Annotated in this window: 3 protein-coding genes; 2 read left to right on the forward strand and 1 reads right to left on the reverse strand. The window is 43.1% G+C overall.

Going from position 1 to position 13,556, the window contains the following annotated elements:
* The first annotated feature begins 17 nt into the window (after positions 1-17).
* Both IPM47_12295 and IPM47_12300 read left to right on the forward strand, forming a co-directional pair.
* Positions 18-8,915, forward strand: a complete 8,898-nt coding sequence (locus tag IPM47_12295) for a gliding motility-associated C-terminal domain-containing protein (protein ID QQS27663.1) — start codon at positions 18-20, stop codon at positions 8,913-8,915.
* A gap of 1,424 nt (positions 8,916-10,339) precedes the next feature.
* Positions 10,340-11,146, forward strand: a complete 807-nt coding sequence (locus IPM47_12300) for a hypothetical protein (protein ID QQS27664.1) — start codon at positions 10,340-10,342, stop codon at positions 11,144-11,146.
* 84 nt (positions 11,147-11,230) lie between these two features.
* Here IPM47_12300 and IPM47_12305 read toward each other — a convergent pair whose 3' ends face one another.
* A complete protein-coding gene (locus IPM47_12305) occupies positions 11,231-13,525 on the reverse strand; it encodes a TonB-dependent receptor (GenBank protein ID QQS27665.1) in 2,295 nt (764 codons plus the stop codon).
* Between the last annotated feature and the right edge of the window lie 31 nt (positions 13,526-13,556).

The raw sequence follows: 13,556 nt of genomic DNA on the forward strand, positions 1-13,556 counted from the left end.
ATGCCAACGGCTGTACCATGGGATTAAGCATAACCCTGACAGAGCCTGCAGGAATGACGTTGACAGAAACCCATACCGATGCATTGTGTTTTGGAGGGTTAACGGGAGCGATAGACCTGAGTGTATCGAGCGGAACTGCGCCCTATACTTATAGTTGGAATACCGGTGCTGCAAGCGAGGATATCAACGGCTTGGGAGCAGGAGATTATGACGTAACCGTTACGGATGCCAACGGTTGTACCATGGGATTAAGCATTACCCTGACAGAGCCTGTAGGAATGACCTTGACAGAAACGCATACCGATGTGTTGTGCTTTGGAGGGTTAACCGGAGCGATAGACCTGAGTGTATTGGGTGGAACTGTACCCTATACTTATAGTTGGAACACAGGTGCTGTAAGCGAGGATATCAACGGCTTGGGAGCAGGAGATTATGATGTCACCGTAACGGATGCCAACGGCTGTACCATGGGATTAAGCATTACCCTGACAGAACCTGCTGGAATGACTTTGACAGAAACGCATACCGATGTATTGTGTTTTGGAGGGTTAACGGGAGCGATAGACCTGAGTGTATCGGGTGGAACTGTACCCTATACTTATAGTTGGAACACCGGTGCTGTAAGCGAGGATCTCAACGGCTTGGGAGCGGGAGATTTTGACGTAATCGTTACGGATGCCATCGGCTGTAGCATGGGATTAAGCATTACCCTGACAGAGCCTGCAGGAATGACCTTGACAGAAACCCATACCGATGTATTGTGTTTTGGAGGGTTAACGGGAGCGATAGATTTGAGTGTATCGGGCGGAACTGTGCCCTTTACTTATAGTTGGAACACAGGTGCCATAAGCGAAGATATCAACGGCTTGGAAGCAGGAAATTATGACGTAACCGTTACGGATGCCAACGGCTGTACTAACGGATTAAGTATAGAAATTATCGAATCTTCGGCTTTAATTCTCAGCTTAATCCCTACTGATGCAAGTTGTGGGGTTTCGAATGGTGCGGTTACTTCTTCGGTTTCCGGTGGAACAGGAACTTACACTTACCTTTGGAGCACAGGTGCAGTTGATACAGACATAACCGGACTTAGTTTAGGAACTTATACAGTAACTGTAAGCGATGGTGCTGGATGTACGGCAAGCGATTCTGTTACGATTGACGTTATTGGTGGGCTTACTTTAACCCTAACCTCAACCGATGCGAGTTGTGGAAATGCAAATGGTGCTGTTATTTCTTCGGTTTCCGGCGGAACAGGAACCTATACTTACCTTTGGAGCAATGGCGCAATTGATACAGACTTAACCGGACTCGGTTCAGGAAGTTATACCGTAACCGTAACCGATAGCGCTGGATGTACGTCAAGTGCTTCTGCTACCGTAGGAGATACTGGAGCAATTTCTTTAACCCTAACCCCGACTGATGCTAATTGTGGAGATGCAAATGGAGCTGTTTCTTCTTCGGTGTCCGGTGGAACAGGAACTTTCACTTACCTTTGGAGTAATGGTGCAATTGATACAGACTTAACCGGACTCGGTTCAGGAACTTATACAGTAACTGTAACTGATGGATTGGGGTGTACAGCAAGTGCTTCTGCTACTGTTGGTGATACTGGAGCACTTTCTTTAACCTTAACCCCGACTGATGCAAATTGTGGCGATGCGAATGGTGCTGTTACTTCTTCGGTGTCCGGTGGAACAGGAACCTACACTTACCAATGGAGCAATGGCGCTGTTGATGCAGACATTACCGGACTCGGTTCAGGAGGTTATACTGTAACAGTAACCGATGGTTTAGGATGTACAACCAGTGCTACAGTTTCGGTAGGAGATACAGGAGGGCTTACTTTGAACCTTAGCGCTTCCGATGCAAGTTGTGGCGATGCGAATGGTGCTGTTACTTCTTCGGTGTCCGGTGGAACAGGAACCTACACTTACCTCTGGAGCAATGGCGCAATTGATGCTGATATTAGCGGACTTAGCTCAGGAACTTATTCAGTAACCATAACTGATGGTGCGGGATGTACAGTTAGTGCTATTGCTGCGGTTGGCGATTCCGTGCCGCTTACTTTGACCCTAACCCAGACTGATGCTAATTGTGGCGATGCAAATGGTGCAGTAACTTCTTCAGTGTCCGGTGGAACAGGAACCTACACATACCTTTGGAGCAATGGCGCAATTAATACAGATATTACCGGACTTGGCTCAGGAACTTATTCAGTAACAATAACCGATGGTGCGGGATGTACGGCAAGTGCTTCTGCTGTGGTTGAAGATTCAGTACCGCTTACTTTAACCCTTACCCCAACTGATGCTAATTGTGGCGACGCGAATGGGGCTGTTGTTTCTTCTGTGTCCGGTGGAACAGGAACCTATTCCTATCTTTGGAGCAATGGTGCAATTGATGCAGATATTACCGCACTTAATGCAGGTTCATATACCGTAACCATAACTGATGATTTGGGATGTACTGCAAGTGCATCTGCTGCAGTTGCCAATCTTGGAGGTCCGGTTGTTTCGGCTATTGTTGCAGAAGCTACCTGTGGTAATGATAATGGAAGTATAGACCTGACAGTTTCTGGCGGCACTGGTGGATATACTTTTATATGGAGCAACGCTGCAATTACAGAAGATATAAACTTACTAGCTCCGGGAAGTTATTCTGTTACGGTAACAGACAACAGTGGTTGCGAAGCATTTTTTAATGCAACAGTTACAGTTCCATCGGATTTGTTAATTTCTGAAACTCATACTGATGTATCATGTTTTGCCGGCTTTAACGGAAGCATTGACATTACCGTATCGGGTGGTTCTGGCAACTATACGTATGAATGGAGTAATGGAATTACTTCAGAAGATTTAAACATTGCTTCTGAAGGAGATTATAGTGTTACGGTTACTGATAGTAACAACTGTACGGTTTCATTGGATATTACAATTTCAGAGCCAACGGCTGTTACATTGTCAGAAACGCACAATAATGCTTTCTGTGCAGGCAGTTTCAATGGAAACATAGATTTAACGGTTTCCGGAGGTACAGGTTCATATAATTATGTTTGGAGTAACGGTAGTTTTACTCAGGATATATCAGGATTGGCTTTAGGAACCTACAGTGTTACCGTTTCTGATGCCAATAATTGTACTTCAGGATTAAGTATTTTTATATCAAATGCAGGAAGTCCGGTGTTGAATGCTGTAACCTCTGATGCTACTTGCGGAAACTCTGATGGAAATGTGGATGTAAGTGTTACAGGAGGCACATTGCCCTATTCTTATATTTGGGATAATGGAGCTGTTACTCAGGATTTAACCAATATTCCGGCAGGCACTTATTCGGTTACAGTTACTGATGCAAATGGATGTACAGATATACTTACTTCAGCAGTAAGCAATATAGGAGGACCAATTGTATCAACTGATTTAGTGGTAAACACTTCTTGTGAACAGCCTAACGGCAGTATTGACATCTCTGTGAACGGCGGCACCGCTCCTTATACTTACCTGTGGAGCAATCTCGAAATTAGCGAAGACCTAACAGGGCTATTCTCAGGTACTTATACGGTAACGGTTACAGATGCCAATGATTGCATTGCAACTTTAGCCGTAATTGTCAATAATCAGGCAAGTCCAACCTTATCGGCTGTTGTTATGGATGCTTCCTGCGGGCAGGCGAACGGAGCAATAAATCTTACTGTTACAGGAACAGGCGCACCTTATACTTTCTTGTGGAGTGATGGAAGCTCGGATGAGGACTTAAACAATGTAATTGCAGGTACTTATACCGTTACAGTAACAGACGTTATAGGTTGTACTGCTGTTTTATCGCAAACCATCAATGATTTACCACCACATACTTTAAATCTTGTTGCAACTGTTTCTACCTGTAGTCAGGCAAATGGTTCTGTTGTACTTACAGTATCTGGCGGACAAATGCCATTTACCTATTTGTGGAGCAACGGAGCAATTACTCAAGACTTAAACGATGTATTAGCAGGTAACTACTCCGTTACAGTAACCGATATCACAGGTTGTGAAGCAGTTGGTGTGATTTCAGTGGGCAATGCTCCTGAACCCTCACTTTTGGTTACCAATATCACCCATGCTACCTGTGGTTTGCCGAACGGAAGCATTACCGTATCTGCATCCGGTGGTGTCGGCGTATATAGTTATAGTTGGTCGCATGATAGTGCTTTAACCGGAAATATTGCGACTGGGCTTGCTCCCGGTTCTTATCTGATTGCTGTTAGTGATGAAAATAATTGTGTAGCTGTACAGACTGTGGTTATAAACAATACATCTGTACCTTCTATTCAGGTGCAAACTGTTGTTCATACCTCCTGTGAGTTGGATAATGGCAGCATTTCGCTTTCAACTTCCGGAGGTGTTGGCAGTATGATTTATACATGGTCTCATGACACGGGGTTGTTTACCGGAACTGCAAGCGGATTAGCTCCGGGAATTTATAGTGCAACGGTAACAGACTTTAATAATTGTACAGACACCATTTCCGTGGCCATTAACCCTTCATCCAATCCTGATTTGAGTTTGGCTGTTACTGATGCTACCTGTGGCAATTCCAATGGCGCAATAGATATAACCATTGCCAATGGCGTAGCCCCTTATACTTTTAGCTGGAATAACGGCTCGACCGATGAAGACTTAACCAATATACCGGCAGGTAATTATACGGTTACTGTTACAGATACAAATAGTTGTTCTTCAACAATGAATGTCTCAGTTGGCGATAGTCTTGCCCCTGATTTAAGTGTAACAATAGTTGATGCCACCTGTGGATATGCTAACGGTGCAATTGACTTGTTTGTATCAGGTGGATTAGTGCCTTATACTTTTAGTTGGAGCAATGGCAGTACTGATGAAGATTTGACCAATCTCCTGTCCGGCTTTTATGAAGTAACGGTTACAGATGCCAATGGATGTACTGCGATGTTATCTGCAACGGTAGGAGATAGCGATACACCTGTTTTAAGTGTAATTGTTACTGATGATACTTGTGGAAATGCTTTGGGAACTATTGACTTATCTATATCAGGAGGGCTTGCTCCATTTACTTTCTTGTGGAGCAACGGCAGTACCGATGAAGATTTATCCAATCTCTTGTCAGGAGATTATGAGGTTACTGTTACTGATGCCAATGGTTGTACCGATTTTATTTCTGCAACTGTAAACGACAATGCTGCACCTGCTCTGAGCTATACAGTTACAGATGTTACCTGCGGTAATAATGACGGTTCAATAGATTTGACCGTATCCGGCGGTCTTTCTCCTTATACTTTTGTTTGGAGCAATGGAAATACGGATGAAGACATTTTCAATCTTCCTGTTGGAGATTATAACGTAACTGTTACTGATGCCAATGGATGTACAGTATCTACGTCTATATCTGTAAACGATAGTTCTTCTCCTGCTTTAAGTGTGGTCGTTACCGATGCGACCTGCGGAAATCCCAATGGTGCAATTGACCTTACAGTAAACGGAGGCGTTAGTCCTTATTCTTTTAGTTGGAATAACGGAATGACCGATGAAGATATAACCAATCTCTTGTCAGGAGATTATGAGGTAACAGTAACCGATGCCAATGGTTGTACTGCTATAATTTCTGCGACTGTTGGAGATAGTGTCGTGGCGGATTTGAGTGTGATTGTTACGGATGTTACTTGCGGCAATACGGATGGTGCGATAGATTTGATTGTATCTGGCGGTCTTGCTCCTTATACTTATAACTGGAGCAACGGCATGACCGGTGAAGATGTAACCAACCTTCCGACAGGCGATTATGAGGTAACCGTAACCGATAGCAACGGCTGTATTTCAACTATAGCAGCAACCGTTAGCGATAGCCTTGCACCCGGTTTGAGCGTAGCGATTACCAATGCCACCTGTGCCAATGCAAACGGAGCGATAGACTTATCCGTATCCGGTGGATTTGCTCCTTATACCTATAACTGGAGCAACGGCATGACCGGTGAAGATTTAACCAACCTTCTTGCCGGTGATTATGCCGTAACCGTTACGGATGCCAACGGCTGTACTTCTACCATAACTGCAACAGTCGGCGATAGTCTTGCACCCGGTTTGAGCGTAGCGATTACCGATGCTACTTGTGCCAATGCCAACGGAGCGATTGATTTAACCGTATCGGGCGGACTTGCACCTTATACATATAGCTGGAGCAATGGCATTACAGATGAAGATTTAGCCAACCTAATTGCCGGTGATTATGCCGTAACCGTTACGGATGCCAATGGCTGTACTTCAACCATGACGGCAACAGTCGGCGATAGCCTTGCACCCGGTTTGAGCTTAGTGATTACCGATGCCACCTGTGCCAATGCCAACGGAGCGATTGATTTAACCATATCGGGCGGACTTGCACCTTATACATATAGCTGGAGCAATGGTATGACTGATGAAGATTTAACCGATCTGCATTCCGGCGATTATGACGTAACCGTTACAGATGCCAACGGCTGTACTTCAACCATAACGGCAACAGTAGGAGATAGCCTTGCACCCGGTTTAAACATTGCTGTTTCCCATGCAACTTGTGACGATGCAAACGGTGCGGTTGATTTAACCGTATCGGGCGGACTTGCTCCATATACATTTAGTTGGAACAACGGCATTACTGATGAAGATTTAACCAACCTTTTTGCCGGTGCTTATGACGTAACAGTTACGGATGCAAACGGATGTACCTCGACCATTACGGCAACTGTTGGCGACAGTCTTGCTCCCGGTTTAAGTGTTACCGTAACCGATGCTACTTGTGCCAATGCCAACGGAGCGATTGATTTAACTGTATCGGGCGGGCTTGCACCTTATACTTATAGCTGGAGCAACGGCAGTATTGATGAAGATTTAACCAACCTTCTTGCCGGTGATTATGCCGTAACTGTTACAGATGCCAATGGATGTACAGCTACATTAACGGCAACCGTCAGCGATAGCCTTGCGCCCGGTTTGAGCGTCTTCGTAACTGATGCTACCTGTGCCAATGCCAATGGAGCGATTGATTTAACCGTATCGGGAGGTCTTGCACCTTACATATATAGCTGGAGCAATGGCATGACCGGTGAAGACTTAACCAATATTCCTGCCGGAGATTACACCGTAACGGTTACAGATGCCAACGGCTGTACTTCAACCATGACGGCAACCGTCAGCGATAGCCTTGCCCCCGATTTAAGTGTAGTTGTAACCGATGCCACCTGTGCCGGAACAAACGGTGTAATTGATTTAACCGTATCGGGTGGGCTTGCACCTTATACTTATAGTTGGAGCAATGGCATGACAGGTGAAGACTTAACCAATATCCCAGCCGGCGATTACGAGGTAACTGTTACTGATGCCAATAGCTGTACTTCAACCATAACGGAAACAATTGGCGATAGTCTTGCCCCCGTTTTGAGTGTTGAAGTTACAGATGCCACCTGTGCCGGAGCAAACGGTGCTATTGATTTAACCATGTCAGACGGGCTTGCACCTTATACTTTTAGCTGGAGCAACGGCATGACCGGTGAAGACTTAACCAATATTCCTGCCGGTGATTACGAGGTAACGGTTACCGATGCCAACGCCTGTACTTCAACCATCACGGCAACAGTTGGCGATAGCCTTGCCCCAGATTTGAGTGTTGCCATAACCGATGCCACTTGTTTTGAGGCAAACGGAGCGATTGACTTAACGGTATCTGGCGGACTTGCTCCCTATATATTTAGTTGGAATAATGGGTCAAGCAATGAAGACTTAACCAATATTCCGGCCGGCAATTACGAAGTTACGGTTACCGATGCCAATGATTGTACTTCGACACTGACTGCAATTATAGGCGATACGCCGGCTGTATCAGCCGGGAATGACGGCGAAATTTCTGTTTGCAATACAGATTTGGCGGTAGTTGAACTCTTTGATTTGCTGGACGGAGCAGAAACAGGTGGCATATTTGAGGCTGTTTCTCCAATAATTACAGGCTCTTTAGACCCGTTAACCGGCGTTTTTGATCCGGTCGGACATCTTACCGGCGATTATGATTTCATTTACATTGTCCAGGGTGATTTGCCCTGCGCCAACGATACAAGCTGGATTCAATTAACCATCAAACTTTGTGCCTGTGTGCCGCCATTAACACCGGCAACTTTGTCTGCTACGATTGTATCTTGCAAAGGCGAAGTCAATACAACGCCTTTTGTACCTGTTTCTGTTCCGGGCGTTACCTATAATTGGTATGATGCCCCAACAGGCGGCAATTTACTGGCAACAGGAACAACCTTTACTGCACAAACTCCCGGCACCTATTATGCCGAAGCAGTAAGCATCAGCGATCCCACTTGTATCAGTCCGGGCAGGCTGGCATTTACCTTGCTTTTGGATCAGGTTGGCGTTTCTGTGCCTTATGTTCTCACCACATTGCCAGGTGAACCCATCAATATCACTGCAATTGCCACTTCGACCCTCGGCACTGAATTTACATGGCAATGGTCGCCTGCCGCCGGATTAAGTTGTACCGATTGTCCAAATCCTTGGGCTACTGTTTCTGAAAACACCACCTTTGTCGTAACCGTAGTGGATGAATACGGCTGTTCGGCAACAGCAATGGTTATGATTGAAATGATAGATCGTTTGGTTGTTATTCCAAATGCCTTCTCGCCCAATAACGACGGTGAAAACGACATCTTCCGAATTGTCGGTTACAATGTTTCGCAAGTCGAATACCATGTTTATGACCGATGGGGCAACGAAATGTATAGCAACACCACCTCCGATTTATTGATTGGATGGGATGGAACCCACAACGGCACCGATTGCGAACTGGGAGTTTATGTTTATTATTGTATCGTTACATATTATGACGGACAACAACAACTGTTCGATGGAAATGTTACCCTGATACGGTAATTGCATTTTTTCAACAATAAGAAAACGGGTTATCCTTTATGGGTTGCCCGTTTTTTCTTTAAACCTGTTCTTGATGATAGAATAGTGTTCTTATAAGTATCTAATGTCGCAGACATTCAGATTTTTGTAATTGAAACATTAACACCTAAAAAGGAAAAGGGGCAGAACTTTTCAGCTCCTCCCCTTGAAAGTGTACCGTTACTGGTGCAAAGGTAAAATTATTAAAATCACCCAAATCCACCAATTAATTCGGTGATTGTTTGTATCTCATTGGTTATTGATTGATCTATAACAATCGAGCAGCTAAAAATTTCCCATTTCAAACAGCTTCTATGATTCAGTTAGCGACTTAGTCAGATTCATTTTATAGGTCTGTAACAGTTACAGCGACAAAATTAAACACTCTCTAACAGTCTCCCTTTTCTGATGATTTAAAATAATTTTACACAAGCGCAACCTGATTCTTCGCTTGTGAAACATTACCATTCGCTTGTGAAACATTACCATTCGCTTGTGAAACATTACCATTCGCTTGTGAAACATTGCCATTCGCTCGTGAAACATTACCATTCGCTTGTGAAACATTACCATTCGCTTGCGAAACCTGATTCTTCGCTTGCGAAACATTACCTTTCGCTTGCGAAACATTACCTTTCGCTTGCGAAACATTACCTTTCGCTTGCGAAACATTACCTTTCGCTTGCGAAACATTACCTTTCGCTTGCGAAACATTACCTTTCGCTTGCGAAAAATGATTCTTCGCTTGCGAAATTGATTCTTCGCTTGCGAAACTTTACCTTTCGCTTGCGAAACTTTACCTTTCGCTTGCGAAAAATGATTCTTCGCATGCGAAAAATGATTCTTCGCTTGCGAAACCTAATTCTTCGCTTGCGAAACCTAATTCTTCGCTTGCGAAAAATGATTCTTCGCATGCGAAACATTACCTTTCGCTTGCGAAACATTACCTTTCGCTTGCGAAACATAGGTCTGTAACAGTTACAGCGACAAAATCAGGTCAATAGATAGATCTGTAATAGTTACTATACTGTTTGATAAATTCACAATATTGTGATTAAGAACAGAAGAAGCCCAAATGAGGGGAAGCGTTAAAACAATACTTTAAGAAAAAATAGGGGAGGAGGTCTGCCAGAATAAAAATTTACAACAGTTTGATGTTTACTTTATGTTTGTACATGAATAGGGCAAAAATTTAAGTGGGTAAAAGCAGCCCGATTATTAACATCAAGCAATAATCTTAGGTAAATTTGCATTAGAATAATGTCTTACAAACATAACAATAGCTAATAGATTACAACCTCGCAAAAAATTGTAGAAAACTTACTATAACGCTCGTTTACTTTTAAACAATACCCTTTACTGCGAGTCCAACCGCAGTTTTGTTTTCTAACTATAAATTTTTTATTATGAAAACCAATTCCTTTCGATTACCTGCTGTTATAGCAGGTATTTTTGTTTTTGCACTTTTGTTTTCAGGGTGTTTAAAAAACGACGAACCGGCACCCAACCTGCCCGATGAAAAAATGATGGTCATTGATTTTACTAAATTTCCTTCAGACGAAGGTAAAACGACCGATGCATCTTCCACAAAACTGAATTTTCCGGTTGCTGCGGTCAATGTCGGTTGGTGGAATACTGTTTTGGTGGTCAATTTAGTAATTCCGGTGGCAGCGTTTTATGAGTCTTTCAAGCACGATGCCGATTATAATGCGGCTTTGGAAAAATGGACATGGTCGTATAACTTTAATGCCGGCGGATGGCATACAGCACGTTTGGAAGCGACTTTGGCAGGAATTGACGAGGTACATTGGGAAATGTACGTGAGTAAGGCAGGTTCTTTTACCGATTTTCTTTGGTATTCGGGCAATACAAAGACTGACAATAGTATGGCAACCTGGCAATTGTCAAAAGACCCGACTTCTCCGGTGCCATTTATTGACATTCATTTTCAAAAAGATGCCCTTACAGGCGTAGAAACCATTAGCTACGAAAACATCGCCCCCGGTGTTGATAACGGTTCATACATTGAATATGGGCTTGGAACTGAAGCGTTAAATGCCTTTTACAATATTTATCTGAGCAATGGCGATAATTTGTTCAATATAGCCTGGAATACCACGACTAAAGAAGGCAGGGTGAAAAATTTAGCTCATTTTGGCGATGAAGAATGGCATTGCTGGGATAGTACCCTTGAAGATGTGGAATGTGAATAGGCGGTAAGTCAGTTTTAATCCCTCTGAAATACAAATCCCCGATATTGCTTCGACAATTTGCAATATCGGGGTTTCATGTTTTAATTAAAAAGAAAAAGACAGCCCTAAACTTGGCAGTATCGGCAATTGGTCAACTCTGTCGTATCTGATACGGTCGAAATAAAAAATATTGGCGCGGTTATAAACATTGGTCAAACTTGCACTTACTTCCATATTGGTATATTTTCCAAGCTCCCACATTTTACGCATCGAGAGGTCTAACCTATGATAAGCCGGCAAGCGGCCACCATTCAACTCACTGGCATAAATGATACCTAAATTGCCATTTTGCTGAAGGTAATCCACATCCACACCTCCGGTAAAGTTAATGCTTTCATAAAACCCTTGAGTTTGGGTAAAAGGAAAACCTGACCCAAGGTTCCATCTTGCGCTGACTTCCCAACTTTGGTCTCTCCCCAATTTGTAGCTGGCTAAAAGATTGGTATTATGTCTGCGATCAAAATGGGGAGGATAAACCTGATTTCCATCATCCCGGGTAACATAAGCTAAAGAATAAACCGTCCAGAGATACAGTCGTTTGTATTCGTACTTCACCATAAAATCTACCCCATAACTTTTACCGGTTTCAATGATAAAGTCGGGATCAAGGGCAAACATTTTGTTGCGGTTAATATTGATAAGTTGGTTAAAATCTTTGTAATAACCTTCCACGTTAAATTCGGTAAACTTTCCAAGATTGACCTCAAAACCGGCAACACTGTGAAAGGCACGTTGAAGATTGTTTTTAACAAAATCCCCGTCAAGGTTTTTAAGCGCACCATCCGGTGCAGACAAAAAACCGGTAAACAAGTTCACAACATCCTGATCAGATTTTGCACTGATAAAGTTCTGAGAATAAAGGCCACCTGACCCTTTAAAGCGCAAATAATCGGTCAAATTAACTTTAAACCCAAGCCTTGGTTCAAAAGAAAAAGCCGGAAGCGACGCATAATATTGAGTCCTGACGCTCGGTTCTATCAGCCATTTACCTATAATCGCTTTGTAGCGCATAAAAGCACTGATTTCCGTGGTATATTGGTCTTGGGTAATTTTGATGCCAAGCGGATTGTAAAAATCAAAAGTTGTAGCAAACCCAGCCATCTCGATGCCATATTTAACATCACCTTTAGGTAAAAAATACGAGAAATTAACTCCCGTATTAAAACCCCCGATAGAACTTGTTCGTGGTTTTTTATCGGCTTCCTCCAATTGCATATCATACGTTGAATAAGAGAAAAAACCATCCAAAATCACTTTCGATTGACCGGGTACAATCACAAAATTGGTACCTAAACCATAAGCAGTCCAGTTAAAATCAGACTTTTCCTGAAAAGACGCATTATCTCCAAAACGATAACTTTGCACGTTAAACTTGCTTCCGTTGTCGGAGGTAAACGAAACCTTACCATATATATCTGTAAAAGAATAAGGAAGTCCTTGCTCGTTAACATAATCATAAAGCAACGGCGCAGTGCGGTCAAGGTAAGAGGTTTTGGCAGCTATCATGTAAGAACCGCTCATGCCTGTGCCGTCCGGTCTGAGTTTTGTAATAGGACCTTCCAACATGGCTTTCGACAAAAAAGTATTTGACGATATTTTGCCGGTATGCCGTTTTTTGTTCCCATCACGCGTAGTAACATCAATGACCGCTGAAATCCGACCTCCATAGCTTGCGTCGAATCCACCGGTATTCACCTCCACGTTCTTAATGATATCGGTTTCAAAAACTGAAAACAACCCAACGGAGTGAAAAGGATTGTAAATCGTCATGCCATCCAATAAAACTTTTGTCTGTATTTCTGACCCCCCGCGAATATACAACTGTCCCCCTTGGTCTCCGGTAAAAACCACACCCGGAAGAATTTGAAGATATTGTGCCAAATCCGGTTCTCCTCCAATTGTTGGTATCTTGTTCATCTGTTTGGCGGTAATTTTAATAGTCGAAGTTCGAACCTCTGTTTTGGCTTCTTCTTTTTTAACACCGATTTCAACTGTTTTCAGCACAATTTCAGCTTGGGTTAGAAATATTTTCTGATTGATAATTTGACCGGATTTTATTTCAATCGCAATTCTTGTGGTATCATATCCAACTGAGGTACACATTAACATATAATTTCCGGCAGGAACTTTATTGATGGAGTAAAGTCCGTTTACATCTGTGGAAGCACCGTAGGAAGTGCCTTCCATATAGACATTGGTAAAAATAACCGGCTCGCCAGTATCCTTGTCATAAACAAATCCCCTCACATCTCCGGTATTGGAGGAAGAAGTTTGAGCAAACAATGCCGAATTTAATAGTACAAACGTAAGTGTCAAAAAAGCAGTAAAAACCTGTTTCATTTCAAAAATATGTTAGTGATGATGTGCTTCA

It is taken from the genome of Sphingobacteriales bacterium, from assembly GCA_016700115.1.
GTDB lineage: Bacteria > Bacteroidota > Bacteroidia > Chitinophagales > UBA2359 > UBA2359.

What these genes read in the sequence shown, in the direction of transcription:
- IPM47_12295 (QQS27663.1), top strand. Translation starts at nt 18, where the DNA reads ATGGGATTAAGCATAACCCTGACAGAGCCTGCAGGAATGACGTTGACA.
- IPM47_12300 (QQS27664.1), top strand. Translation starts at nt 10,340, where the DNA reads ATGAAAACCAATTCCTTTCGATTACCTGCTGTTATAGCAGGTATTTTT.
- IPM47_12305 (QQS27665.1), bottom strand. Translation starts at nt 13,525, where the DNA reads ATGAAACAGGTTTTTACTGCTTTTTTGACACTTACGTTTGTACTATTA.